This is a genomic window from Bradyrhizobium sp. HKCCYLRH3099 (genome assembly GCF_051167855.1).
Lineage (GTDB): Bacteria > Pseudomonadota > Alphaproteobacteria > Rhizobiales > Xanthobacteraceae > Bradyrhizobium.
The window spans coordinates 1-24,353 of the sequence record NZ_JBNPTW010000032.1 but is presented as its reverse complement, the minus strand read 5'-3'; the positions used below and the strand labels follow the sequence as shown (position 1 = coordinate 24,353).

22 protein-coding genes and 1 tRNA gene are annotated in these 24,353 nt (G+C 65.7%); 14 read left to right on the top strand and 9 right to left on the bottom strand.

Going from position 1 to position 24,353, the window contains the following annotated elements:
* Window positions 1-19: 19 nt before the first annotated feature.
* The 4 genes from ACQR1Y_RS34525 to ACQR1Y_RS34510 all read right to left on the bottom strand — a co-directional run bounded on the left by ACQR1Y_RS34525 (window position 20) and on the right by ACQR1Y_RS34510 (window position 3,790).
* Window positions 20-931, bottom strand: a complete 912-nt coding sequence (locus tag ACQR1Y_RS34525; RefSeq protein ID WP_434880102.1) for a carbohydrate ABC transporter permease — start codon at window positions 929-931, stop codon at window positions 20-22.
* On the bottom strand, window positions 931-1,869 hold the full coding sequence (locus ACQR1Y_RS34520) for a carbohydrate ABC transporter permease (protein ID WP_434858799.1): 939 nt from the start codon (window positions 1,867-1,869) through the stop codon (window positions 931-933). Before ACQR1Y_RS34520 ends, ACQR1Y_RS34525 begins: the two co-directional genes overlap by 1 nt.
* 116 nt (window positions 1,870-1,985) lie before the next feature.
* On the bottom strand, window positions 1,986-3,326 hold the full coding sequence (locus tag ACQR1Y_RS34515; protein WP_434880103.1) for an ABC transporter substrate-binding protein: 1,341 nt from the start codon (window positions 3,324-3,326) through the stop codon (window positions 1,986-1,988).
* 146 nt (window positions 3,327-3,472) lie between these two features.
* Complete coding sequence (locus ACQR1Y_RS34510; protein WP_434894336.1) at window positions 3,473-3,790, bottom strand: hypothetical protein; 318 nt, start codon at window positions 3,788-3,790, stop codon at window positions 3,473-3,475.
* Here ACQR1Y_RS34510 and ACQR1Y_RS34505 point away from each other — a divergent pair.
* On the top strand, window positions 3,777-4,448 hold the full coding sequence (locus ACQR1Y_RS34505) for a Spy/CpxP family protein refolding chaperone (RefSeq protein ID WP_434894335.1): 672 nt from the start codon (window positions 3,777-3,779) through the stop codon (window positions 4,446-4,448). The two genes, ACQR1Y_RS34510 and ACQR1Y_RS34505, sit on opposite strands and share 14 nt — an antisense overlap.
* Before the next feature lie 18 nt (window positions 4,449-4,466).
* On the opposite strand, the gene ACQR1Y_RS34500 is transcribed toward ACQR1Y_RS34505, so the two are convergent.
* Complete coding sequence (locus tag ACQR1Y_RS34500; protein WP_434880105.1) at window positions 4,467-5,093, bottom strand: TetR/AcrR family transcriptional regulator; 627 nt, start codon at window positions 5,091-5,093, stop codon at window positions 4,467-4,469.
* A gap of 82 nt (window positions 5,094-5,175) precedes the next feature.
* Here ACQR1Y_RS34500 and ACQR1Y_RS34495 point away from each other — a divergent pair, with 82 nt between their 5' ends.
* Window positions 5,176-5,904: an NIPSNAP family protein gene (locus ACQR1Y_RS34495; RefSeq protein WP_434880106.1), complete on the top strand. Its 729-nt coding sequence runs from the start codon at window positions 5,176-5,178 to the stop codon at window positions 5,902-5,904.
* Between the two features lie 149 nt (window positions 5,905-6,053).
* Here the strand turns inward: ACQR1Y_RS34495 and ACQR1Y_RS34490 are convergent.
* Both ACQR1Y_RS34490 and ACQR1Y_RS34485 read right to left on the bottom strand, forming a co-directional pair.
* Window positions 6,054-6,143 (bottom strand) — tRNA-Ser (locus ACQR1Y_RS34490).
* Between the two features lie 225 nt (window positions 6,144-6,368).
* Window positions 6,369-6,497 carry a hypothetical protein gene (locus ACQR1Y_RS34485; protein WP_434858804.1) on the bottom strand — a complete coding sequence of 43 codons (129 nt, stop codon included), beginning with the start codon at window positions 6,495-6,497 and terminating at the stop codon, window positions 6,369-6,371.
* Between the two features lie 629 nt (window positions 6,498-7,126).
* Between ACQR1Y_RS34485 and ACQR1Y_RS34480 the strand changes: the two genes are divergently transcribed.
* On the top strand, window positions 7,127-8,047 hold the full coding sequence (locus tag ACQR1Y_RS34480) for a septal ring lytic transglycosylase RlpA family protein (RefSeq protein ID WP_434880107.1): 921 nt from the start codon (window positions 7,127-7,129) through the stop codon (window positions 8,045-8,047).
* Between the two features lie 75 nt (window positions 8,048-8,122).
* On the opposite strand, the gene ACQR1Y_RS34475 is transcribed toward ACQR1Y_RS34480, so the two are convergent.
* The gene (locus tag ACQR1Y_RS34475) at window positions 8,123-12,541 is read right to left on the bottom strand and encodes a beta strand repeat-containing protein (RefSeq protein WP_434880108.1); all 4,419 of its coding nucleotides are present in this window, start codon (window positions 12,539-12,541) and stop codon (window positions 8,123-8,125) included.
* A 509-nt stretch (window positions 12,542-13,050) separates the two neighbouring features.
* Between ACQR1Y_RS34475 and ACQR1Y_RS34470 the strand changes: the two genes are divergently transcribed.
* From ACQR1Y_RS34470 to ACQR1Y_RS34455, 4 genes are all read left to right on the top strand, one after another.
* On the top strand, window positions 13,051-13,593 hold the full coding sequence (locus ACQR1Y_RS34470) for a phage tail protein (protein WP_434880109.1): 543 nt from the start codon (window positions 13,051-13,053) through the stop codon (window positions 13,591-13,593).
* Between the two features lie 136 nt (window positions 13,594-13,729).
* Window positions 13,730-14,260, top strand: coding sequence for a phage tail protein (locus tag ACQR1Y_RS34465; RefSeq protein ID WP_434880110.1), 531 nt, complete (start codon window positions 13,730-13,732; stop codon window positions 14,258-14,260).
* 48 nt (window positions 14,261-14,308) lie between these two features.
* Window positions 14,309-14,857, top strand: a complete 549-nt coding sequence (locus ACQR1Y_RS34460) for a phage tail protein (protein ID WP_434880111.1) — start codon at window positions 14,309-14,311, stop codon at window positions 14,855-14,857.
* 6 nt (window positions 14,858-14,863) lie between these two features.
* Entirely contained in the window at window positions 14,864-15,382 is a 519-nt protein-coding gene (locus tag ACQR1Y_RS34455) for a GNAT family N-acetyltransferase (protein ID WP_434880112.1), read from the top strand.
* On the opposite strand, the gene ACQR1Y_RS34450 is transcribed toward ACQR1Y_RS34455, so the two are convergent.
* Window positions 15,379-16,332 carry an alpha/beta fold hydrolase gene (locus ACQR1Y_RS34450; RefSeq protein ID WP_434880113.1) on the bottom strand — a complete coding sequence of 318 codons (954 nt, stop codon included), beginning with the start codon at window positions 16,330-16,332 and terminating at the stop codon, window positions 15,379-15,381. The genes ACQR1Y_RS34455 and ACQR1Y_RS34450 overlap by 4 nt on opposite strands.
* A 262-nt stretch (window positions 16,333-16,594) precedes the next feature.
* Here ACQR1Y_RS34450 and ACQR1Y_RS34445 point away from each other — a divergent pair, with 262 nt between their 5' ends.
* The 7 genes from ACQR1Y_RS34445 (at window position 16,595) to ACQR1Y_RS34415 (ending at window position 24,094) form a co-directional block, all read left to right on the top strand.
* Complete coding sequence (locus ACQR1Y_RS34445) at window positions 16,595-17,749, top strand: D-alanyl-D-alanine carboxypeptidase family protein (protein WP_434880120.1); 1,155 nt, start codon at window positions 16,595-16,597, stop codon at window positions 17,747-17,749.
* A 4-nt stretch (window positions 17,750-17,753) separates the two neighbouring features.
* Window positions 17,754-18,434, top strand: a complete 681-nt coding sequence (gene tmk / locus ACQR1Y_RS34440; RefSeq protein ID WP_434880114.1) for a dTMP kinase — start codon at window positions 17,754-17,756, stop codon at window positions 18,432-18,434.
* Window positions 18,431-19,471 (top strand): DNA polymerase III subunit delta', encoded by a 1,041-nt coding sequence (locus ACQR1Y_RS34435; protein ID WP_434880115.1) that lies wholly within the window; start codon window positions 18,431-18,433, stop codon window positions 19,469-19,471. Before tmk ends, ACQR1Y_RS34435 begins: the two co-directional genes overlap by 4 nt.
* A 69-nt stretch (window positions 19,472-19,540) precedes the next feature.
* Window positions 19,541-21,715: a methionine--tRNA ligase gene (metG, locus tag ACQR1Y_RS34430; protein WP_434880116.1), complete on the top strand. Its 2,175-nt coding sequence runs from the start codon at window positions 19,541-19,543 to the stop codon at window positions 21,713-21,715.
* Window positions 21,715-22,506 carry a TatD family hydrolase gene (locus ACQR1Y_RS34425; protein WP_434880117.1) on the top strand — a complete coding sequence of 264 codons (792 nt, stop codon included), beginning with the start codon at window positions 21,715-21,717 and terminating at the stop codon, window positions 22,504-22,506. Before metG ends, ACQR1Y_RS34425 begins: the two co-directional genes overlap by 1 nt.
* A complete protein-coding gene (locus tag ACQR1Y_RS34420; RefSeq protein WP_434880118.1) occupies window positions 22,503-23,303 on the top strand; it encodes an MBL fold metallo-hydrolase in 801 nt (266 codons plus the stop codon). Before ACQR1Y_RS34425 ends, ACQR1Y_RS34420 begins: the two co-directional genes overlap by 4 nt.
* Window positions 23,304-23,464: 161 nt before the next feature.
* Window positions 23,465-24,094 (top strand): antibiotic biosynthesis monooxygenase family protein, encoded by a 630-nt coding sequence (locus ACQR1Y_RS34415; protein ID WP_434880119.1) that lies wholly within the window; start codon window positions 23,465-23,467, stop codon window positions 24,092-24,094.
* Window positions 24,095-24,353: the final 259 nt, after the last annotated feature.

Here is a 24,353-nt window from a genome sequence, read left to right as displayed (position 1 = left end):
ATCAGATCAACCCCCGTCATCAGCCTTTGGTCGCGCCGGCGGTGAGGCCGGCGATGTAATAGTCCATCAGGAACGCGTAGATGATCAGCGGCGGCGCTGCCCCGAGCAGCGCGCCGGTCATGATCTGCCCCCAGTTGAAGACGTCACCCTTGATCAGGGTAGTGACGATGCCGACCGGCAGCACCAGCTGGTCGGCCGAGGTCGTGAACACCAGCGGATACAGGAACTGCGCCCAGGAGACGGTGAAGGCGAAGATCGTCGCGGCGATCAGGCCGGGCAGGGCGACCGGGATGAAGATCCGCGTCAAGGTCTGCAGCCAGGAGGCGCCATCGATGATCGCAGCTTCATCCAGCTCCTTCGGGATCGAGGCGAAATAGCCGATCATGATCCAGGTGCAGAACGGCACCGTCAGGGTCGGATAGATGAACAGCAGCACGTACCAGCGATTGATGAGCTGGATGCCGGTGACGTCGCCGATCAGCGCGAACATCTTGAACAGCGGGATGAAGAGCAGGCTGTCCGGGATCAGGTAGGTCAGGAACACGCCGGTGGCGAGCGTCGCCGAGCCCCAGAACTTCATCCGCGACAGCGCAAACGCCGCGGGAATGCTGATCAGCATGGTGATGATCACGACGATGATCGAGACCATCGCCGAGTTGAAGAAGAACCGCAGGAACTGGTTCGAGGTCAAGAGCCCGATGTAATTCTCCAGCGTCGGATGGAACACCCACCACGGATTGGTCGCGGCCGAGATCTCGGCGCTGCCCTTCAGCGAGGTGATCAGCATGTAGAGCGGCGGCACCAGCGAGAAGATCGCAAACAGCGTCAGGAAAAAATACGACCAGCGGAGCGCCCAGGCGCGGTCGCGGCTCATCGAGCCGTACTTCACATTGCGGGTCGGGCCGGCCTTGTCGACGGTCATCGTGCTCATCAGGATTCGTTCCCCCGCTTGTTGACGTCGCGCAGGATGAAGATCGCCGCGACCGCCAGGATCGGCACCATGAACAGCGAGACGCTGGCGCCGAGCGGGATGTCGCTGCCCTCGATGCCGACGCGGAACGCCCAGGTCGCGAAGATGTGCGTCTTGTCGAGCGGGCCGCCGGCGGTGAGGATGCGGACGATGTCGAAGTTGGCGAAGGTGACGATCAGCGAGAACAGTGTGGTGATGGCGATGATGTTGCGCATCATCGGCAGGGTCACATACCAGATCCGCTGCCACCAATTGGCGCCGTCGATCGCGGCGGCCTCGTAGAGCTGGTCGGGGACGGATTTCAGCGCCGCCAGGTACATGATCATGAAGAACGGCGCGCCGTACCAGACATTGACCAGGATCACCGAGAAGCGCGCCCAGGCGGCATCTCCGGTCCACGGGATCGGGCCGATGCCGAAGAACGCCAGCGTGTAGTTGAAGGCGCTGTAGGACGGGTCGAACAGCCACAGCCAGGCGAGCGTGCTCATGGCCGGCGGGATCACCCAGGGCACCAGCAGCATGCCGCGCCATTTGCGCTGGCCCTTGGCCGGGATGTTGTGGACGAAATGCGCGACGATGAAGCCGATCAGCGCCTTGAACACCACCGCGGTGATCGCGAAGATGCAAGACTGCTTGACGACCAGCCAGAACGTGTCGCGCTTGAACAGGAACTCGAAATTGCCGAAGCCGACGAAGCGCTGCATCGACTTGTTCAAGGTCGCCAGATGCACCGAATAGATCGCGGGATAAACGACCAAGAGCGCAATCAGCAGGATCAGCGGCAGCGTCAGCAGGAAGGCTGTGGTCGATTTTCGCTTCAGCGCATTGCGCAGGCCTCTGCGGCTGGCGGCCCTGCGGGGGCGGGCAATGGACTCTTCGCCGATGGCGGCATCAACCATGAGAGCAGGCTCCTCGTGGCGCGTCCGGCCGCGGGCCGGGCTTCACAGGCGGGCTGAAAGACGGTGCTGGGAGTGGCGGCCCGCGCGCGGCGGGCCGCCGTGATGCAGGAGCGCACTCAGCTGCGCATGAAGCCTTCGCACTCGCCCTCGGCCCAGGCGAGGGTGGTTTCCATCTTCTCGCCCTGGGCGTAGCGCAGGCACATCTTGGTCATGGTCGCCTGGGCGTAGATCTGCTGCGCGATCTTGGGTGGAGCAGGGGAGGCCGCGATCGACAGGGTCTGGTGATTGTAGGGGTTGGGGTAGTGATAGAGCGTCCCCTTCGGCGGACCCTGCTCCTGCCAGATCTTCAGCGTCGTCAGCTTCTCATAGGCCGGCAGATCGTAGCCGCCGCTCGCCTCCACCATCTTCTCGATCGATGACGGCTTCGACAGGTGCACGATCAGGCTCTTGGCCGCCTCCTTGTTCTTGGAGAACGACCAGATGCTCCAGAAGTACGGCAGGAACGGCGCAAAGCGGCCCTTCGGTCCGGCCGGGAAGCCGTGCGTCCAGCACTGCTCGGCGATCTGCGGCGCGTCGCGCTTGGCCACCGCCCAGGCGCTCGGCGGGTTCATGATCATCGCGCCCTTGCCGGAGACCAGCCATTTGTTGTTGGAGGCGTCGTCCCACGAGGCCACATCCGGCGGCAGCGCCGCGATCAGCCGCTTGTAGAATTCGAGCGCCTGGCGCACGGCGTCGGTCTTCACCGTGACATCGCCCTTGGCGTTTACCAGCTCGGCTCCGAAGGCCTGGAAGAACGCGCCGGCGGAATCGACGCTGTCGGTGGTTTCGCCAAGGCCGATGCCGAAGGGAACGCCGGCCTTCTGGCAGGCTTCCGCCGCTTTCAGGAAGGTCTCCGTGTTCCAGCTATCGGCCTTCGGCGCGCTGCCGGCCGGATACAGCTCCTGCACGTCGATGCCGGCATGCTTCTTCATCAGGTCGATGCGGGTGCAGGGGCCCTTGATCTGGCTGCCGACGCAGGCCGGCACCGCCAGCCATTTGCCGCCGGACTGGCCGAGATATTTGACGGTGCCGTTGACCTCGCCGTTCTCCTTGATGATCGGCCCCATGATGTCGTTGACGGGCTCGAGCAGCTCGGCATGGGCGTGCGGCCACCAGGTCGGCATCGCGATCAGGTCGTGGCCCGACTTCGCCGCGGCTTCGGCGGCGATGGTCAGCTCGATCTTCTTGCCCTGGCTGGTGATGTAGTCGATCGAGACCTCGACCTTTTCCTTTGCGGCCCACTCATTGACCAGGTCGGTGGAGGCCTGGTTGGCGCCGGGCACCCAGTGATCCCAGAACCCCATCGAGAGCTTGCCGGCGGCATAGGCGCCGCGCACATAGGGTGCGGCAATCATGACCGCCGAGGTGGCAGCGGTCGCAGCAACGAATTGTCGGCGGTTCAGCTTCCTCCGTGACATGGCGTTCCCTCCCTGGTGAGCCAAGCGTTGTTAGGTGCGAATCCGATTTGTTAGTTATTGCGTCGCGTCATGCGCGCGTGGATTTCGCTTGAATGCAATCAGAGCAGAATTGCGCGCGGCTGTCGAGAAATCAGGTGAGGTGGAACTTAGAACTCATGGCGTGCATAGGAGGGCAATGTTGTTTGCTCTGCAGCGATGAGGCGCTGCAATGCGAGGCCGCCGTGCCAATGCGTGAACACGGCGGTCGCCGCGTCCTGCTGATCGGTAGATCTGCCGCGGCAGATGGACTTGCGCGTTGCGGCAACGCTAGAATTCAGCCGACTCGGAGACATGCTGATGATTTCGACAGCCACCTCTTGGCGTGTCGGCAGGGAGCGGAAGACGATGACGACCAGCCGATGGAGACAAACGGTGCGCCGCAATCTTTGCGCCGCAGCAGCGGTGCTGCTGATGCTGAGCGTCATGTCGCTGCCGCGTCAGGTTGACGCGCAGGGACTGTTCAAGGGAGTCGAGCAGGGCGCCCGCGAAGGCAACAAGGCGGCAGGCCCGGTGGGTGGCGTGCTCGGCGGTGCGATTGGCGGCGTGGTCGGCGTCGTCACGGGCGTCACCGGCGCGTTCACCGGAAACACCGGCCAGCCGAGCGCACAGCCGGCGCCGCCGCCGCCGGACGCCCCGAAGGCGAAGGACGCCAAGGGGGCGAGCAAAGCCAAGGCCACCAAGGTCGCGAAGGCCGCGCCGATGCTGACCCAGCCGGGCGTGCCTCAGCTCACCGCCGAGCAGATCGTCGCCAACAGCGACGCCAATGTCGAGCGCCTGAAGACCGGCCTCAATCTGACCGAAGAACAGGCGAAGAATTGGGGGCCGTTCGCCAACGCGATGCACGCGCTCGGCCGCAATGGCGCCGATCGCCTGAACCTGCGCATCGCCCGCGCCAAGCGTGATCCGCCCGACGACATCATCGAGCAGATGCGCAACGAGGCGCAGTTCCTGGTCGACCGCGCCGCCGACCAGCGCGCCGTCTCCGACGCGGCGGAGCCGCTGTTCACCAGTCTCGACGACAAGCAGAAGCAGATCTTCATCGACGAGATGGTGCGGCTCAGCCGCGAGCGCGGGCTCGATTAGTTCGGGCGATGACGCGCGTCAACCTGCCGACGTTGCGCCGCGATACTTGGCGGCGAGAAGCGCCGCCAGCTCGGCCCGGGCATCGGCGAGCGGGATCGCGTCCTGCCGCGCCTTGGCCATCGCCATCGCGCCGGAATAGGCGGCGATGACCAGCGTCGCGAGGCTGTCCGGATGCAGGTCGCGGGCGCGGCCGGCGAGCACGTCGGCATAGAACTTCGCCCGCAGCGCCTGATGCCATTGCGCGAAGATCGCGCCGAGCGCGACGCGCATGTCGGCATCATGCGCCGAGATCTCCATCGCCATGTTGTTCAATGGGCAGCCAGACACGGCGCGCTTGGCCGTCAACTCCCCGATGATCGCGCCAAAGATCGCGTCGATCGCGGATGGCGCGTCGGCATGGGCGTCCAGTGGCGCGATCCACGTCTGCATCACCGCCTGCGTCACGCGGTCCTGGATCACCGCGAGCCCGAGCGCGCGCTTGGCGGGGAAATGATGCGCCATGGCGCCGCCCGACACCGCGGCCTTCTCCCGGATCTCGAGCATCCCCGTGGCGAGATAGCCGTGGCGGGTGAAGGCCTCATAGGCGCTGTCGACGATGCGCCTGCGCACGCCTTCGGGATCGTTGGTTCGTTTCGCTGCCGTCATCGGGGTCAGGATAGCGGGTTGACAAAACAGGTCAATCATCCTGTAGTGAAAAACAGGACAATCGACCTGTTGGAGGACGTGGATGAACCCGCACGCGATCTTCGAACTGCGCCGCTACCGCTTACGTCCCGGGGGCAGGGCCGCGCTCACGGAGCTGTTCGACGCCGCCTTCGTCGAGCCGCAGGAGGCGCTGGGGATGCGGATCGAGGGCGAGTTCTGGGATCGTGACGATCCCGATGCTTTCGTCTGGGTGCGCTCCTTCGCAGATTGGGATTCGAGAGCGCGTGCGCTGCAGGCGTTCTACGGCGGGCCGGTCTGGGCTGCGCATGGCGCTGCGGCCAATGCGACGATGCTCAACTCCGACAATGTGCTGCTGCTGAAGCTGGCCGGCGCCTTGGCGCCGTTCGCGCACAGTCTGCCGCGCGCCGAGGGAAAGGCCCGGTCGCAGGCGACAGGACTCGTTGTCGCGAGCGTCTGTTCGCTCGCGCCCGGCAAGGAGGCCGGCTTCGCCGAACTGTTCTCCGAGCGCGCCTGTCCGATCCTGCGCCAGACTGGCGCCCGGATCGAGGCCATGTTCGTCAGCGAACGCGGCGCGAACAATTTCCCGCGGCTGCCGGTGCGCGAAGGCGAGACCGTGTTCGTCTGGTTCGAGTGCCACGCGGACGAGGCGAGCCTGACCCGCCATCGCGAGCAGCTCGCGCGCATCACCGAGTGGACCGACGATGTGCAGCCACGTCTCGACCGGCAGTGCTGGCGGCCGATCGAGGTGTCCTACCTGACGCCGACCTCACGATCGCTCTGCGCCTGGTGATCCGACCGGGATGCGCGCTTGGCCACTGTCTCAACGGCTCCCGCCGAGGCAGCCGCACTTGCGCGGCCGATCGTGCGCCGCCGTCCAGCGGCGTCGCTTCGGGAGTGACGCTGGGTCGGAGATTTCGAGATCGCGCAGGCTGGAGATGATGGCGGAAGGGGTGGGATTCGAACCCACGGTACCCTTGCGGGCACGCCGGTTTTCAAGACCGGTGCCTTAAACCACTCGGCCACCCTTCCGAAGCAGGAATCTCAATCGCTTATCGAATGGGTGGGCTGAACGCAAGGCGAACGATGGGAGGTGCGCCGAATCTCGGGCAGATGGTGTCCCCGCGACTTGAGCAGATCGGCCACCGGCGTCGTCAGCGCGGCGACGATGCGCCTCGACGAATCGTGCGCTCGATGATTCGGACAGTGTTGAAGGCCTGCGGGTCGACACTGTCGCGACGAAAGGCCAGGTGGCGGTCACCGCAGCGCGAAGGCGATCAGGCTGGAATAGAGCAGTGCGGTGCTCGACAGCGCCAGGGCGAGGAATGCGCCCGACAGCAAGTCGCGATGAACAAAATGTCGGTGGATGAAAGCTCGATGTCGCATGGGCCACCTCTCGTGGCTGGACGTCGCGAACGGCCTCGCGCCGTTCTTCAAACCGATCTTCCCTCGGGGAGATCTCGTCGTCTGACCCGCTGGTCAGAACGAGGCTTCAGATCCGTTCCGAAGCGTCATGGCCGGAGGCGGACGAAAGTCGACCGGGTGGTCGACTGTCCGACGTCGTCCGGAAGTCAGGCCCGCGAACGGACGCCTTCGAATGCGTGAGCAAGGAAGATCCCGGCGCCAACCAAGCCCATCACTGCCGTCATTGCTTCGATCATAGCGAACACACCCTGTTGTCGCCCCCGTGTGAACCAAACGACGTGCAGCCCTGCACAGTCAAAATGATTCAGGTGCCGGTAAATGAGAACGCCCCTAACTGAGCTTTTCGAGCAACATATGTGACCCAAAAGGTGCACTCACAACACGCCGAGGCGGAGAGCTGCACGCTTGGGCGGTGACCGTACGTGCGCAACAACGGCTGGAAAGCTCCGGTTAACCACGGCGGGGGCGACCCCATTTCCGCCGTGTTCGGGTTGCGTTAGTCTCGTGCATTGAGTTGCAGGGGATGCGACTCGGGGACAAGCAGGCTGGCGCGGGCAGGGCGACAGCCGCCGTGATGGTATTTGGGGTCGATGGGGATTGGTCAAACAGATCCGGTCGGGAGAGCGGCGCGCGCTGCTGTCGCTGTCCTTGCCTGCCTGACGGTCGCGAATTGCGCTTCGTCGAACAAGTTCGCCAGCAAGGTCGATCCGAAATACGGGGTGTCGTCGAGCCCGCGTGTCGTGGGATTCGGCGAGCCGGTGCCGAAGGGCGGCGGCGTGTACCGAATCGGCAAGCCCTACACCGTCGCCGGCAAGACCTACGTCCCGGAAGAGGACGCCAATTATCGCGCCGAGGGCATGGCCTCCTGGTACGGCGACGACTTCCATGGCCGGCTGACCGCCAATGGCGAGGTGTTCGACATGACGTCGCTGACGGCGGCGCATCCGACCTTGCCGATGCCGAGCTATGCGCGGGTCACCAATCTCGCCAACGGCAAGTCGCTGATTGTGCGTATCAACGATCGCGGCCCTTACCATGCCAACCGCCTGATCGACGTCTCCAACAAGGCCGCCGACCTGCTGGAATTCAAGGGCAACGGCGTTGCCCGCGTCCGCGTCGAATATGTCGGCCGCGCGCCGCTCGAAGGCTCCGACGACACCCAGCTGATGGCGACCCTGCGCACCGGCATCCCGGCGCCCGCGCCGTCGCTGGTGCGCGTCGCCTCGGCGAAGCCCTTCGTGCCCGAGATGGGCGCGAGCCGTCCGATTCGCGGCGAGATCCCGCTGCCGGAAGGCAGGCCCTATACGCTCGGCAACACCTCGGCCGACATGGCCTCGATCGGCGCAACCTCGGAATTGTCGGCCTCAAGCAGGACGCGCGGCCGCAGCCTCGATAATCCGCGCGCGGTGTCCTACGACCAGAGCGGCCGCTACGTCTCGCAGGGAGAGACAACAGCCAATGACGGCGCCGCTGAAGCCCGCGACATCATGAGCGGCCGCGGGCTGTACTGAACTCGCCGTCGACCAAGCCGGACGCCGTAAACCGCCCCGCATGGGGCGGTTTTGATTCCAGCAGCCGCTGTCGCCTCACCGGGCGCTGAACGGCACGCGTGCCTTGGCCGAGAAGGTCCAGACGCGTGTGTTGCCACCGATGCCGCCATACTCGGCGCCGAGACCCAGGCCGGCGCCACCGGCTGTCTCGATGCCGAGGCCGCCGGTGAAGCGGGCCGACCAGCCCTGCAGCAGCGGCGTCGATGCCAATGCGCCGGCGACGAGGGCGTTGGCGTCCTCCTTGTTGAAGTAATAGTCGCCATACATGCCGAGGAAGGGCGTCAGCAACAGGCCGCTATCGAGCCAGGCGACGGGATAGGCGGCACGCAGACCGCTGGAGGCGCGGCCGCTGGCGAAGTCGTAGGAGCCCTGCCGTGTGCCCAGCGAGTCGGTGTAGGCGTTCTGATGTTCCCACAGCGCGTAGACCTTGGCCGACGGCTCCAGCACCACACCCGCCAATTTGTAGTTGCCGGTCAGCCCGGAGGACAGCATCCAGCGCTGGCCGGTGAAGTTGCCCTGCGCCGTTCCCGCGCTGCCATTATAGCCGATGCCGGAATAAGCGACGGCGGCATCGAAGCGCAAGGTCGGCACGATCTTCCAGCCGAGATAGGCGCCGGTGGTCCAGCCGTCGCCCTTCAGCTTTCCGTTGATGTCCTGCTGGGTATAGCTGAACGTCTCGTAGCCGCCGAGCACGCCGACCAGGACGCTCGGCGTGGCGCGATAGGTCAGCCCCATCATGGCGTTGAGCTGCTGGCCGTAGAGCGAGGCCTGGCTCGACTGGGTCACGCCGAACGTGTTGGTCGTGCCGAAGCGATCGACGCCGGTGCCGCGCACGTCGGCCCACAGCAGCCACTCCTTCTGCTCGTGCCATTTCGGCGCGGCCTGCTTCTTGTCGCCGCGGTCGATGGCCGCGAAGGCATCGTCGACCCGGTTACGATTGACGGCGCGTCCGCGCTGCGGCGCGCCCGGCAGCACGGACGAATAGGCGTCGGTGCCGCCGCTGCCGGCCCGGTCGGCCACGGCCGGCCGTTCATCCTGATCGCGCGGATCGGCCGAGAAGTTGAAGCGCATGCGCGTGCTGCCCGGTGTCAGGAACTGGCCGCCGCCGTCGCTGAAGCCGTCGGCGATGGCATCATCGATCGCGCCGGAGATCGCCTGTCCCGAATTCTGCGCCACCATCTTGCTGACGGTCTGCTGCAGCGAGCGCAGCCGCACACTGTCGACCGGCACGTTCACGGTCTGGGCAAAGCCGGGGGACGTGCTCGCTGTGAACAGCGCGCTGCCGGCATAGCTCGCGGTGATGGTGTGGCTGCCGACCGAAAGCGTCGTGGTCGTCAAGGTCGCCGAACCGCTGGCGAGGGTCGCGGTCCCGATCGGCGAGCCGTTGTCGTTGAAGGTCACCGTGCCGGTCGGCGTGCCGCCACCGCCGCCGGCCTGGGGCGCCACGGTTGCGGTGAAGGTCACCGCCTGGCCGAACTGACTCGGGTTCTGCGACGAGGTCAGCGTCACCTGGGTGGCGAGCCGTCCGACCGAGAGGCTGAATGTCGCGCTCGCGGTCGCGCTGACGCTGTCGGTCACCGTCACCGTATAGGTCGCCGCCGCCGTCGTGGCGGTCGGCGTGCCGCTGATCTGGCCGTTCGCCGTGTTGAAGCTGAGTCCCGCCGGCAGGGCGGGAGACACGGCGTAGGTCAGCGCGCCGGTGCCGCCGGAGCCGGTCACCGGCACGAACGGCGTCACCGCCTGGTTGATCGGAAGCGCGGTGGAGGGCACGGCCGTCGTTGCCGCGACCGGACCGTTGACGGTCAGGTTGAAGGTCGCGCTCGCGGTCGCGCTGTTGGTGTCGGTGACGGTCACCGTGAAGGTCGTCGCCGCCGTCGGCACGGTCGGCGTGCCGGTGATTTGGCCGTTCGCCGTATTGAAGCTGAGGCCGGCCGGCAAAGTCGGAGACACTGCATAGGTCAGCGTCCCCGTACCGCCGGAGCCGGTGACCGGCGTGAACGGTGTGACCGGCTGATTGTACGGCAGAGTGGTGGACGGCACGGCCGTGGTCGCTGCGACCGCGCCGCTGATTGTCAGGCTGAAGGTGTTGGTGGCGGTCCCGTTGGCGGCATCGGTCACGGTGACCGTGTAGGTGGCGGCGCCGCTCGCGGTCGTCGGCGTGCCGCTGATGCTGCCATTCGCGTTGTTGATCGTCAGACCCGAAGGCAGCGATGGGGATACGCTGTAGGTATACGGCGTCGTGCCGCCGCCGCCAGTGACGGGCGTGAAGGCGGTGACCGCCTGGTTCGCGGTCGCGACCTTCGACGCGATCGCCTGCGTCGCGGTCACCGCGCTGTTGACGGTCAGGCTGAAGGTGGCGTTCGCGGTGGCGCTGTTGGCGTCGGTGATCGTGACCGTGTAGGTGGTCGCTCCGCTGGCCACCGTCGGTGTGCCCGTGATCGCGCCGGAGCTCGAGTTGAGCGTCAGGCCTGTCGGCAGGGACGGTGAGACGCTGTAGGTGTAGGACGGCGTGCCGCCCGCCGCGGTGACGGGCGTAAATGATGTGACGGCCGCATTCTGTGTGACCGCCTTGGAGGCGATCGCCTGCGTGGCGCTCAACGGGCCGTTGACCGTCAGCTGGAAGGTGTTGCTGGCCGTGCCGTTGTTGGCATCCGTCACCGTCACCGTGTAGGTCGTGGTGCTGCTGACGGCGGTCGGCGTGCCGCTGACCTGGCCGGTGGACGTGTTGAAGCTGAGGCCGGCAGGCAGGGTCGGCGATATTCCGTAAGACAGGGGTGACGTGCCGCCGCCGCCGGTGATCGGGGTGAACGACGTGATCGCCGTATTGACGGTGACGGTGGCGGCGGAGATCGATTGCGTCGCCGTGACGGCGCTGTTGACCGTCAGGCTGAATGTGTTGCTCGCGGTGGCGTTGTTGGCGTCGGTGACGGTGATCGTATAGGTGGTCGCGCCGCTGGTCACCGTCGGCGTGCCCGTGATCGCGCCGGTGCTGGTGCTGAGCGCGAGGCCCGCGGGCAGCGATGGCGAGACGCTGTAGGTCAGCGACGGCGTGCCGCCGCTGCCGGTGACCGGCGTGAACGAGGTCGCCGCCGCGTTCCGCGTCAGCGTCTTCGAGGCGACCGACTGCGTGGCCGTGACCGCGCCGTTGACGGCGAGCGTGAACGTGTTCGAGGCCGTCGCGGAGTTGGCGTCTGTGACGGTGATCGTATAGGTCTGCGACCCGCTCACGGCGGTTGGCGTGCCCGTGATCGCGCCGGTCGAACCGTTGAGCGTCAGGCCCGAGGGCAGGGACGGCGAGACGCTATAGGTATAGGATGGCGTGCCGCCGCCGCCTGTGACCGGCGTAAAAGATGTCGCCGCCGCATTCTGCGTCAACGTCTTCGACGCGACCGACTGGGTGGCCGTGACCGCGCTGTTGACCGTCAGGCTGAAAGTGTTGCTGGCGGTGGCGCTGTTGGCGTCGGTCACTGTGACCGTGTAAGTGGTCGCGCCGCTGGTCACCGTGGGCGTGCCGGTGATGGCGCCGGACGACGTGTTGAACGACAGGCCTGCGGGGAGCGACGGCGAGACCCCATAGGTGAGAGGCGCCGCACCGCCTGAACCGGTGACAGGTGTGAACGACGTGGCCGCGGCGTTCTGTGTCAACGCCTTCGAGGCGATAGATTGGGTTGCCGTGGGGCCGACCACGCTCAAAGGGGTCGGGGTGGTCGCCGTACTGCCCGAGATGGAGCCCGGTCCCGTCGCCGACACGATACCAGTCGTGTAGGAATACGAGCCTGGCGTCGGCGACGACACGGTCAGGGTCACGGTACAGCTTGCGCTGGCGTTCACCGTGGCGCCACTCAGGCTGAGGCTGCTGCCCGCGAGCGTCGCCGTGCCGCCGCTGCAGGTCGTCGCTGCACCGGAACCTGACAGGCCCGCAGGCAGCGCACTCGCAGCCGCCGCGACGCCGGTCAGGGCAAAGCCGGCATTGGGGTTGTTGATCGTCAATGTAAGCGTCGCGCTCGACCCCGACGGAATCGATGTCGGCGAGAACGCTGCCGAGATGGTCGGCGCAACGATGTTGGCCGGGAGATTGGTGATGTTGACCGTGAAAGGGGTCGTGGCGTTGCCGTAGATATTGCTGTTCGTGTCGGAACCGGGCGCGTAGTACATCGTGAAGCTGTCGGCGCCGCCCGTCTCACCCACGGCCAGCGACGTGATCGTCACCTTGTAGTCGACGACATAGCCCGAGATGCCGTTGATGCCGGTCGGGCCGACGATCACTTGATAGGTGGCTTTCGCGGTGGAGAACGTCCCCGCGTCGCCGTTGCCCGAGGTTCCACCCGATCCCGAAACCGGGTAATTGTTACCGATGTCGGCGCCGTTCTGCTGGTACAAGCCGCTCTTGATGGCGGCGCAGTTGCCGAGCACGGAGAAGGTCACACCCGACCCGTTGGCCACCTGGCCGTTCATGTCCACGCTCGAGCTGGGTGTGCACGACTGAGCCTGCGCCGCGCTCGGCAGGAGCGATGCTGCCGCCGCGAGCACGATGATGGCGGTCAGAACGTATGAGGATAATCTCGACAAGCGCTGCAAGTGCGCGTGCACCCGCTGAAGAACGCGGTCCCCGAGTCTGGCTGCCAGTTCCACAATGCCCCCTCACGGCATCTCGTGATTCGAGAGCGCCGCACCCAAAAAACTTGATTCCAAATTAAGATAGCGAAGGTTTGAACTTGGAGGTCGGCGTTCTCGCGGGCAAGTCATTTCAGCGCGCACGGATTGCGTTTCTCTGCCAAGTTGCATGACTGCCACAATCTCGTCTGCCGGAATCGCTCCGCTTGACCAGACAGCTGCTCTCGACCTACAATCTGTGCTTGAGTTCCTGATTTCCACAGTCAAAGATAATGCTTCGGGGGGCGGCGTGCTGCTGACCGCGGCTTGATCGACCCAATTAAGAACAATTCGTTTTTGGGAGATAACGCATGCCATTGCAGCCCATCCTCGGGCAGATCATGCCCTTTGCTGGAGCCCAGCCGCCCAGGGGATGGGCGTTCTGCAACGGCGCGTTGCTGGCCATTCAAACCAACCAAGCCCTGTTTTCGCTGCTCGGAACGTATTACGGCGGCAACGGCGTAACGACGTTTGCGCTGCCCGACCTCCGCGGCCGGGCCATTCTCGGATCGACGGGAAGCGCGGGGCAGTATCCGGCGGGAATGATGAGCGGCTCGGAGACGGTGACTCTGATCCTTCCGCAGCTGCCGTCTCACAATCATCTGCTTTCGGCGAGGACCGACACCGGATCTGGGCGAGGGGCGAGCCCGTTGAACAATCTGTTCGCCACCAACACGCTGCCGACCGACAATCCAGGGTTGATCTTCACCTCAACGGGGGCAGGCGAGGTGCCGCTGGCGCCCGACACCAACATCGGCTTGTCCGGAGGCGGCCAAGCCCACAATAACATGCAGCCTTACTTGGCGATCAGCTATCTGATCGCGCTCAACGGCGTCTATCCCTCGCGGAACTGAGCGTTACGCTGGCCGCTCTCGGCTGTCTCGATCTGGTGTCTCGTCCTTCGCGTCGAGTCACCCATTTCCCAACGAAAGAAGTTCCTGCTCGAGCCGCGAAGCCAGGCCCGCGCTCGCCAAATGAAAGGAGTTCGGGATGTCTGACCCCTTTATCGCCGAGATCAGGCTATTTGCATTTCCACGCGTTCCCGATGGCTGGCTGTTGTGCGACGGAAAGTCTCTGCCGATCTCGGAATATGAGACGCTGTATACGGTCATTGGCACCACGTATGGCGGCGATGGTGTCCAGACTTTCAATACGCCTGATTTGCGCGGCCGCGTTCCGATCGGACAAGGCACGGGGACCGGCTTGCAGACCTACGTGATCGGCCAAGCCGCGGGTGAAGATGAGCACATTCTGAACAGCAACGAGATTCCGTCGCACAGCCATTCGCTGCTGGCGTCAACGCAGGCCGCAAGCACGGCAACACCTGGCCCATTCGTCATTCTCGGCACGGCGTCCGCCGACAATCTCTATGCGCCTGCCACCAACGCGACGCCCTACACGACCATGTCGACCCAAGCCGTCGCGACCACGGGGCAGAGCCTTGGCCACAACAACCTGATGCCGACCGTCGTTGGCAACTACTGCATCTGCTACGTGGGCGTTTTTCCGTCTCCCGGTTGAGCGTTTGCGCTTCAATCGACGTGATGGCGCATTCCAAGGAGGCACAACTTGTCAGATCCCTATATCGGCGAAATCCAGGCCTTCCCTTTCACTTTCGCCACTGATGGCTTCAACAATGCCTGGCTGCCTTGTTTCGGTCAGTTGGTCCCGATCCAGCGTTTTTCGCCGCTATTCGCGCTGATCGGCACCTACTATGGCGGCAACGGCACCAGCAATTTCCAACTGCCCAACCTGAGCGGCAGCATCACCAACGGCCAGGGTGACGGACCCGGCCTGCAGCCGCGCGTGATCGGCCAGACGATGGGCAGCAGCACCGTGAGCCTCACGACCGCCGAATTGGCGGGGCACACCCACGTGCTCCAGCTTGGCAACAAGGCTGCGGAGGGCGGCGCACTCGGCCCCGGCACCGGCAACGCCATCGCGGCCATCGATCCCGCATTCAACGGTTTCCTGCCGCCGCCCGCTCAGGCCACTCTCTCACCGCAGGCGATGACATTCACCGGGCAGAACATCCCGCACGACAACATGCAGCCGACCCAGGCGCTGATCTGGTGCATCGCCTATGCCGGCGTCTTCCCGTCGTTCAACAACTCCTGACCGAGCGTGACGACGATCGGAAGCGAGATCGTCTCGCAGGATGCCCGTTTGCGGCTCAGGCTTGCCGAAGCCGATGACGAGCCGTTCCTGCGCGACCTGTTCAAATCCGTCAAAGGCGCGCAGCTTTCCGCAGCGAATCTGCCGGAAGCAATGCTCGATCTGGTGGTGGCGCAACAATATCGCGCGCAGGTCGCGGGCCATGCGGCGCAGTGTCCGGCAGCGCAATCGCTGATCATCCTGCGCGACGGATCACCGGTCGGGCGGCTGCTGCTCGATCGCGTAGCGTCGCGATGGCACGTGGTCGATCTCGCGCTGCTGCCGGGCACGCGCAACGCAGGCGTCGGGCGCGAGATCATGCAGACCGTCGCCGCGGCAGCCCAGCAGCAGGGCGCCGAGGTGCTCTCGCTCGCGGTCGCCACCACGAACGACGATGCGATGCGGTTCTATGCCCGACTGGGCTTCTGCGACATCGCGGATGCGGCCACGGCCTCGCATCGCCGGATGGAACTCACGCTCACGCCCTAGCGAACCGGAGCGACATCGCGCAGGAACGCAATCAGCGCCGCGTTCACCTCCGCGGCGCATTCCTGCTGGATCCAGTGGCCGGCGCCGTCGATGATCAGCTTGCGCCGGAGATCCGGCAGCACGCGCTCCATGTCCTGGACGCGCTTGGCGCCGATGATGCCCTTGATCACCGCATCGTCGCTGCCTGCGATGAACATCGAGGGCTGCCGGATCGGCGCATCCTGCCACGGCGCGGTGAGCTCCCAGTTGCGATCGATGTTGCGGTACCAGTTGAGGCCGCCGCGGAAGCCGGAGGCTCGGTAGGCCGCGATGAACTCGGCGAGGTCGGCCGCGCTCAGCCACGCCGGCAGCGGCCGATCGGGATCTGCATCGCCAAGAAAGCCTTGGTCTGACGCGACGAAGAGCGACTGCGGATCGGAAAAGCCGCGCGCCAGCATCGTGCGCATCGTCAGCGCGACGTCCCGCTCGAACTCTGCCTCGGCGACACCGGGCGTCTGAAAATACTGCCAGTAGAAGTTCTCGATGCCGCCGGCCTTGAGCGTGTCGAGCGGCCGGCCGCGGCCGCGGAAGGGCGGCGGGACACTCAGTCCGGCCACAGCGGTGAACAGGTCCGGGCGAAACATCGCCGCGTGCCAGGCCACCGGCGCGCCCCAGTCGTGGCCGATGATGGCGGCCCTGTCTGCGCCGAGCGCCGAGACCAGCGCGACCATGTCGCCGACGTTGTCGAAGATGGAGTAGGCGGCGATATCGCGAGGTGCCTGCGAGCGGCCGAAGCCGCGCATGTCGGGCGCTGCGACCCGATAGCCAGCCTCGGCGAGCGCCGGGATCTGATGCCGCCACGAATAGGACAGCTCCGGCCAGCCGTGGCAGAGCAGAACGAGCGGACCGTCGCCTTGTTCGCGCACGAACAGCTCGATCCCGTTGGCTTTGACGATCCGCCCCTCTGACACCGCGTCCTCCCGGTCGATTGTTCGTTCTTGGTCCAACGGTATCGCATCGCGCGCAGGGCGGTGCAAATCGCGGGACAGCCGCCTTTGGCGGCGGACTGCCGAGTTGTTTGCGCAGCGGCCAAATGCTAGATTCCGAGCGCGCTCCAGAGCTTAGCCGATGAATCTCATGCTTTTACCGTTCCGTCGCGCCGGCGCCACGTCCGGCCGGACGACGCGTGCCCTCATCGCCCTGGCGGCCGCGCTGGCCGTCGGCTGGAGCGGGATGCTCTATGCCGCGAACCAGAGCGTTCAGGGCGCGAAGAAAGACGATGGCGGCTTTGACGGCGACGCGCCGACCGCGATCCTGGTCGAGGCCAACAGCGGCAGCGTGCTGTTCGAGAAGAACGCCGACGAGCTGCGCGCCCCCTCCAGCATGATGAAGCTGATGACCGCCGAGGTGGTCTTCAACGCCGTCAAGGACGGCACGATCAAGCTCAACGACGAGTACCGGATCAGCGAGAATGCCTGGCGCAAGGGCGGCGCGCCGTCGGGCACCTCGACGATGTTCGCGGCCCTCAACAGCAAGGTCTCCGTCAGCGACCTCCTGCACGGCGCGATCATCCAGAGCGGCAACGATGCCTGCATCGCGCTAGCAGAAGGCATGGCCGGCAACGAGAAGATCTTCGCGGCCGACTACATGACCAAGCGGGCGCGCGAACTCGGCCTGACGAAATCGACTTTCGCCAACTCCAACGGGCTGCCCGATCCCGGCAACAAGATGACCGTGCGCGAGCTGTCGATGCTGGCGCGGCACATCATCCTGGACTTCCCGGAATTCTATAAGCTGTTCGGCGAGAAGGAATTCACCTGGAACAAGATCCGCCAGCAGAACCGCAATCCGCTGCTGAACGCGATGGAAGGCGCCGACGGGCTGAAGACCGGCTACACCAAGGAGGGCGGCTACGGCATGGTCGGCTCGGCCGTGCAGAACGGCACGCGGCTGATCGTCGTGGTCAACGGCCTGGAAGATCCCGAGGACCGCGCCACCGAGGCCAAGAAGATGCTGGAATGGGGGTTCCGCAATTTCGAGACCCGCACCCTGTTCGCCGCCGACCAGACGCTCGGCTATGCCAAAGTGTTCGGCGGCGAGAGTCGCTCGGTGAAGCTGTCGAGCCCGGTCCCGGTCAAGGTGATGGTGCAGAAGAACGGCGGCGAGAAGCTGCTCGCGCGCATCATCTACAGCGGCCCGGTGAAGGCGCCGGTCGAGCCGGGTCAGAAGGTCGGGGTTGTCAGGGTCTGGCGCGGCCCCAATATCGCCATGGAGGCCCCGGTCTATGCGGCGGAAGCCGTGGGCAGGGGGTCCACGATGCGGCGGGCGATCGATGGGGCGAGCGAGCTCGTGATCGGAATGTTCCGCGCCGGGGCCGAGAAGCTCTAGAGACATGGCGGATGCAGCTTTGAAACGTGGTCCTGGCCGCGGCCGATTCGTCACCTTCGAGGGCGGCGAGGGCGCCGGAAAATCCACGCAGATCAAGATGTTGGCGGATCGTCTGGAGAAAGAGGGTGTGCGCGTGGTGCTGACCCGCGAGCCCGGCGGTTCCCCCGGCGCCGAGATCATGCGCCACCTCGTGCTCTCGGGCATGGGCAAGCTGCTCGGCGCGGAGGCCGAGACGCTGCTGTTCGCGGCCGCCCGCGACGACCATGTGCGCAACGTGATTCTCCCGGCGCTCAACCAGGGCAGCTGGGTGCTGTGCGACCGTTTCTTCGATTCGACCCGCGCCTACCAGGGCAGCCAGGGCAAGGTCGCGCCCGACGTGCTCAACGCGATGCAGCGGGTCACGATCGGCGACCTCAAGCCGGATTTGACGCTCATCCTCGACGTGCCCGTCGAGGTCGGCCTGCAGCGCGCCTCGGCGCGGCGCGGCAGCGGCACGCCGGACAGGTTCGAGAGCGAGGACATCAAGTTCCACAAGGGCCTGCGCGACGCCTTTCACAACATCGCCGCCGCTGAGCCGCGGCGCTGCGTGCTGATCGATGCCACCGCGAATGCCGAGACGGTATCGCATATCGTCTGGGACGCCGTGCGGGAGCGCCTGTTCACGGCCGTGGCGGCGGCATCATGAGCGCGCGCAAGGTCGAGCCGGAGATCGCGGTCCGCCATCCGCGCGAGACCACGGCGCTGTTCGGGCACCGCGAGGCGGAGGCCGCGCTGCTGGCCGCCTATCGGAGCGGACGAATGGCGCACGCCTGGCTGATTGGCGGGCCGCAGGGCATCGGCAAGGCGACCTTGGCCTACCGCATGGCGCGGTTCGTGCTGACGCATCGCGATCCCATGGCGGTGGACGTGCAGTCAGCCGATTCGCTCCACGTCGATGCTGGCGACCACGTCGCGCGGCTGATTGCCTCCGAAGCCCATGGCGGGCTGCTGACGCTGGAGCGTTCGGCGAACGACAAGGGCGTGCTGCGCACCGTCATCACCGTCGACGAGACCCGTGAGACGATCTCGTTCTTCGGCTCGACGGCGGCCGTCGAAGGCTGGCGCGTCTGCATCGTCGACACCGTCGACGAGCTCAATCCGAATGCGGCCAATGCGCTGCTCAAGATCCTCGAGGAGCCGCCGCAGCAATCGCTGTTCCTGCTGGTCAGCCACGCGCCGGCCCGGGTGCTCGCCACGATCAAGTCGCGCTGCCGACGGCTTTCGCTGAGGGCGCTGTCGACCGAGGACGTCATCAGCGCCGCGGCCGAGGCGACCGGCATGGACGGCGGCGATCCGGCGCTGCGCGAGGCCGCCAAGGCCTCCGAGGGCAGCGTCTCCAGGACCCTGATGCTGATGGGCGGCGACGGGCTGCAGCTGCAGACCCGAACTGCCGCGCTGCTCGCAAGCCTGCCGCGAATCGACGCTGGCGAGCTGCATGCCCTCGGCGACGCGCTCGGCACCAGCGACCGCGTGGCGCTGGCGAGCTTCCTCGACAGCATCGAACGCTGGGTGGCGGAACGGCTGCGGGCGCAAGATCCCAACGCGGAACTGCCGCGCCTTGCACGGCTGGCGGAGGTATGGGAAAAGATCGTCCGCGCCGCGCGCGACACCGAATCCTATAATCTGGAGCGAAAACCGCTGGTTTTCTCGGTGTTCGGGATGCTCGCCGAAGCCACGCGGTAACGCGCCGACCATCATCCCGGGATCATCAGGATCAATCCGTCCACCGACGGCGTCAAAGAGGAATCTGCCGTGGCCAAGGCCAGCAAGACAACCGTGAAGAAGGGCAAGCCGGCGACCAAGGGCGCCGCGACGAAGGCTGCCGCCAAGAAGACCGTCAAGAAGGCTGCGAAGTCGCCCGCGAAGGCCAAGGCCGGCGCGAAAGCGAAGGCAGTTAAGGGCAAGGACACCAAGGACAAGGCGAACAAGGCAAAGGCCGCCAAGGTCGCAGCTGCCAAAGCCAAGGCACCGAAATCCAAGGTACCAGCTTCCAAGTCACCAGCTTCCAAGGCCGCGACGTCAAAGGCATCCAAGGGCGCCGCGAAGAAGGACGTGAAGGCTCCTGCCAAGAAGGCCGCGGCCAAGCCTGCGGCACCGGCCAAGAAGACCGTGACCAAAGCCGCCGCCACCAAGCCCACGCCCTCAAAGAAGCCCGCTGCGACGAAGGCCGCGCCTGCTCCGAAGCCGGTCGCGCCAGCGGCCACCGAGAGCCCGAAGCCGCCGCGCGCGGCAAGGCCGAAGGCGCCGCGCAAGCGAGAGGTCGAGGCCGTCGCGGCTCCAGAGATCGAGATCGCCGAGGCGGAAGTGGCTGAGGTCGAGATCGTCGATATCGAGGTCACCGAGACCGAGGAAGCCGCCGAGCCCGTCACCGCCGCGCCGGCCGACGCCAACACCTTCTACGTCACCACGGCGATCGCCTATCCCAATGGCAGCCCGCATATCGGCCACGCCTATGAGGCGATCGCGACCGACGCCATCGCGCGCTTTGCGCGGCTCGACGGCAAGGACGTGTTCTTCCTGACCGGCACCGACGAGCACGGCCTGAAGATGGTGCAGACCGCGCAGAACGAGGGCCTGACGCCGTCCGAGCTCGCCACCCGCAATGCCGGCCGTTTCCGCGAGATGGACGAGCGGCTGAACGTCTCGTTCGACCGCTTCATCCGCACCACCGAGCCCGCCCACCATAAGTCGGTGCAGGCGATCTGGACGCGCATGCTCGAGAACGGCGACATCTACGCCGACACCTATTCGGGCTGGTACTCGGTCCGCGACGAGGCGTACTACGCCGAGGAAGAAACCGTGGTCGGCGAGGATAATGTCCGTCGCGGCCCGCAGGGCACGCCGGTCGAGTGGGTGGAGGAGAAGAGCTACTTCTTCCGCCTCTCCGCCTATCAGGACAAGCTCTTGGCGCTGTATGAGAGCCAGCCCGATTTCATCGGACCTGACGCGCGGCGCAACGAGATCACGAGCTTCGTCCGGGGCGGGCTGAAGGACCTCTCGATCTCGCGCACGACCTTCGACTGGGGCGTCCGCGTGCCCCACGACGACGAGCACGTGATGTATGTCTGGGTCGACGCGCTGACCAACTACATCACCGGCGTCGGCTTCCCCGACGAGAGCACTCCGAACTGGAAATACTGGCCGGCCGACGTGCACGTCATCGGCAAGGACATCATCCGCTTCCATGCGGTGTACTGGCCGGCGTTCCTGATGTCCGCCGGCGTGCCCGTGCCGAAGCGGGTCTATGCGCATGGCTTCCTGTTCAACAGGGGCGAGAAGATGTCGAAGTCGGTCGGCAACGTGGTCGATCCGTTCAACCTTGCCGACCAGTATGGCGTCGACCAGCTGCGCTATTTCTTCCTGCGCGAGGTGCCGTTCGGCCAGGACGGCAACTACAATCACGAGGCGATCGTCGCGCGCATCAACGCCGATCTCGCCAACGACCTCGGCAATCTCGCGCAGCGCTCGCTGTCGATGATCACGAAGCAATTGGGCGGCGTACTGCCCGAGCCTGGCGAGTTCTCGGCCAACGACCAGGCGATCCTGGCCGAGGCCGATGCGATGATCGGCGCGGCGCGGAAGGCGATGGCGACGCAGCAGATCCATCAGTGGCTCAATGCCGTGTGGTCGGTCGTGGCCGAGGCCAACCGCTATTTCGCGGGCGAGGCGCCGTGGGCGCTGGCGAAGACCGATCCGAAGCGCCAGCACACCGTGCTCTATGTCACCGCCGAGGTGATCCGGCAGGTCGCGATCCTGACCCAGCCGGTGATGCCCGCGGCATCCGCAAAGCTGCTCGACAGCCTCGGCATCCCCGAAGGAGAGCGGACCTTCGCGCAGCTCGGCGGCGAGGTGCGCATCGCGGCGGGCACGCAGCTGCCGGCGCCGCAGGCAGTGTTCCCGCGCTACATTGAGCCGACGGCGGCGTGATGCTGGTCGACAGTCACTGCCATCTGGATTTTCCGGACTTCGCAGAGGATCTGGAGGGCATCGTCACGCGCGCCGCCGCCGCCGGCGTCGGCCGCCTGGTGACGATCTCGACCCGGGTGCGCAGGCTCCCCGAGCTGCTCGCCATCGCCGAGCGGTTCGACAACGTGTTCTGCTCGGTCGGCACGCATCCGCACAATGCGGATGAGGAGGACGGCATCACGGCCGAAGAGCTGATCGCGCTGACCAAGCATCCGAAGGTGGTCGCGCTCGGCGAGGCGGGGCTGGACAATTTCTACGACCACGGCTCCAAGGACGCCCAGGAGCGCGGTTTCCGGGCGCATATCGCGGCCGCCCGCGAAACCGGCCTGCCGCTGGTGATCCACACCCGCGAGGCCGATGATCAGTGCGGCCGCATCCTCGACGAGGAGATGGCGCGCGGACCTTTCAAGGCCGTGCTGCATTGCTACACCGGCGGACGCGAGCTGGCGATGAAGGCGATCGATCTCGGACTGCACATCTCGTTCACGGGCATCGTGACGTTCAAGAAGTCGGACACGCTGCGCGCGCTCGCCGCCGAGGTGCCGGCCGACCGCATCATGGTCGAGACCGACGCGCCGTATCTCGCGCCCGGAAAGTTCCGCGGCAAGCGCAACGAGCCGGCCTATGTGGTCGAGACCGCCAAGGTGCTGGCGGAAACCCGCGGCGTGTCGTTCGAGGAGTTCTCGCGCCAGACCTCGGACACGTTCTTCAAGCTGTTCTCCAAGGTGCCGCGGCCCGAGGAGCTCTCATGACCCTGACGCTCACCATCCTCGGCTGCGGCTCCTCGGCCGGCGTGCCGCGCCCGGCGCTGGGGTGGGGCGCCTGCGATCCGAACAACCCCAGGAACCGCCGCCGCCGCTGCTCGCTGCTGGCGGAGCGCCGCGGCGCCCATGGCGCGACGCGGGTGGTGATCGACACCTCGCCGGATCTGCGCGAGCAGCTGATCGACACCCATGTCGATCACATCGACGCGGTGTTCCTGACGCATGAGCATGCCGACCAGACCCACGGCATTGATGATCTGCGCTCGGTGGTGCTGCATCAGCGCCGCCGCATCCCGGTCTACCTGAACCAGTCGACCGCCAAGGACATCATGCACCGGTTCTCGTATTGCTTCATCTCGCCACCGGGCAGCGACTATCCCCCGATCCTGACGCAGCACTCGATCGAGGCCGGCGAGACCCAGGCCGTGGAAGGGAAGGGCGGTGAGCTGAAGCTGACCGCCTTCCTGGTCCAGCACGGCAACATCCCCGCGCTCGGCTACCGAATCGGCGACGCCGCTTATACCCCGGACCTCAACGACATTCCCGAGGAGAGCTGGGGCGCGCTGGAGGATCTCGACTTGTGGATCGTCGACGGCCTGCGCCCGGCGTCGCATCCCAGCCATTTCTCGGTCAATGATGCGCTCGCCTGGATCGAGCGCTTCAAGCCGAGGCGCGCCGTCATCACCAACATGACCGCCGACCTCGACTACGAGGTGCTGCGCCAGAGCCTGCCGGCCGGCGTGGTGCCCGCCTATGACGGCATGCGGCTGGAGCTGACGGCGTAGGCCTCCTCGGCCACCACGGCCGTCATTGCGAGGAGCCGAAGGCGACGGAGCAATCCAGAGCCGTTGCGGGACTCTGGATTGCTTCGCTTCGCTCGCAATGACGGTTTTGGCCAGCCACGAGGTTTCAAGCTCGGCCAATACCAGGGACATGGAGGCGCTACATGCTGTCGCTGTTCTTCGAGGTCGAGGTCAAGCCCGGGCATCTTGACCAGTATCTGCAACTGGCCGCCGCGCTGCGGCCGGAGCTCGACGCGCTCGGCGGCTGCCTGTTCCTCGACCGCTTCAAGAGCCTGTCGCGCGCCAACCTGATCCTGTCCTACCAGATCTGGCAGGACGAGGGCGCGATCACCGCCTGGCGCGTGCACGCGCATCACCACGACATCCAGACGCTCGGCCGCGACAAGGTGTTTTCAGATTATCGCCTGCGCGTCGCCGAGCTGGTCCACGAGGTGAGACTGGGGCAGGCGGCGTGGATGCCAGAGCGGAGAGGGACGTACAACGATCCGAAGCGGCGTGCACCGACCTATGTGCTGGTGTTGGAGACGTCAGAGCCGGAGCTGAGCGCCGCAACGGAGCTATCGGTCGAGAGCTTTTCCAGCGTGTATCGCGAAGGCCGCTTCGCGCATTTGATCGAGCTGCCGGATGAGCCCACCGGCATCGCGCTGAGCACGCAGCTGCTTGCCGAACCCGGCGCCGACAACATTCGGATCGTTGAAGTCAGCAGAGACTACGGCATGTACGACCGTCGCGAAGCGCCGCAATACTATCCGGAGAAGAGCAGGGAGAGTTAGTTGCCGTCATTGCGAGCGCAGCGAAGCAATCCAGGAGCTCAGCAAGGACTCTGGATTGCTTCGCTGCGCTCGCAATGACGACTGGGCTGATATCCAGGCTACGACGCGAAGTGCGTAGGGCGGATTAGCGGAGCGCATTCCGCCATGGCCGCAGACAACGAAGGCGGCGGGTTACGCCTGCGGCTAATACTACTGAGTCAAAAATCGACGATATGGCCGGCTGAGAATCAAGTATTTGTAGAGATTCAGACTTTCACGC

Bases quoted from the DNA above. Each gene is read 5' to 3' on its own strand.
- ACQR1Y_RS34465 (WP_434880110.1), top strand. From the start codon at position 13,730: ATGTCTGACCCCTTTATCGCCGAGATCAGGCTATTTGCATTTCCACGC.
- ACQR1Y_RS34485 (WP_434858804.1), bottom strand. From the start codon at position 6,497: ATGCGACATCGAGCTTTCATCCACCGACATTTTGTTCATCGCGACTTG.
- ACQR1Y_RS34495 (WP_434880106.1), top strand. From the start codon at position 5,176: ATGAACCCGCACGCGATCTTCGAACTGCGCCGCTACCGCTTACGTCCC.
- ACQR1Y_RS34525 (WP_434880102.1), bottom strand. From the start codon at position 931: ATGAGCACGATGACCGTCGACAAGGCCGGCCCGACCCGCAATGTGAAG.
- tmk (WP_434880114.1), top strand. From the start codon at position 17,754: ATGGCGGATGCAGCTTTGAAACGTGGTCCTGGCCGCGGCCGATTCGTC.
- ACQR1Y_RS34415 (WP_434880119.1), top strand. From the start codon at position 23,465: ATGCTGTCGCTGTTCTTCGAGGTCGAGGTCAAGCCCGGGCATCTTGAC.
- ACQR1Y_RS34505 (WP_434894335.1), top strand. From the start codon at position 3,777: ATGCTGAGCGTCATGTCGCTGCCGCGTCAGGTTGACGCGCAGGGACTG.
- ACQR1Y_RS34480 (WP_434880107.1), top strand. From the start codon at position 7,127: ATGGGGATTGGTCAAACAGATCCGGTCGGGAGAGCGGCGCGCGCTGCT.
- ACQR1Y_RS34500 (WP_434880105.1), bottom strand. From the start codon at position 5,093: ATGACGGCAGCGAAACGAACCAACGATCCCGAAGGCGTGCGCAGGCGC.
- ACQR1Y_RS34520 (WP_434858799.1), bottom strand. From the start codon at position 1,869: ATGGTTGATGCCGCCATCGGCGAAGAGTCCATTGCCCGCCCCCGCAGG.
- ACQR1Y_RS34435 (WP_434880115.1), top strand. From the start codon at position 18,431: ATGAGCGCGCGCAAGGTCGAGCCGGAGATCGCGGTCCGCCATCCGCGC.
- ACQR1Y_RS34420 (WP_434880118.1), top strand. From the start codon at position 22,503: ATGACCCTGACGCTCACCATCCTCGGCTGCGGCTCCTCGGCCGGCGTG.
- ACQR1Y_RS34425 (WP_434880117.1), top strand. From the start codon at position 21,715: ATGCTGGTCGACAGTCACTGCCATCTGGATTTTCCGGACTTCGCAGAG.
- ACQR1Y_RS34445 (WP_434880120.1), top strand. From the start codon at position 16,595: ATGCTCTATGCCGCGAACCAGAGCGTTCAGGGCGCGAAGAAAGACGAT.
- ACQR1Y_RS34515 (WP_434880103.1), bottom strand. From the start codon at position 3,326: ATGTCACGGAGGAAGCTGAACCGCCGACAATTCGTTGCTGCGACCGCT.
- ACQR1Y_RS34510 (WP_434894336.1), bottom strand. From the start codon at position 3,790: ATGACGCTCAGCATCAGCAGCACCGCTGCTGCGGCGCAAAGATTGCGG.
- ACQR1Y_RS34475 (WP_434880108.1), bottom strand. From the start codon at position 12,541: ATGAACGGCCAGGTGGCCAACGGGTCGGGTGTGACCTTCTCCGTGCTC.
- ACQR1Y_RS34470 (WP_434880109.1), top strand. From the start codon at position 13,051: ATGCCATTGCAGCCCATCCTCGGGCAGATCATGCCCTTTGCTGGAGCC.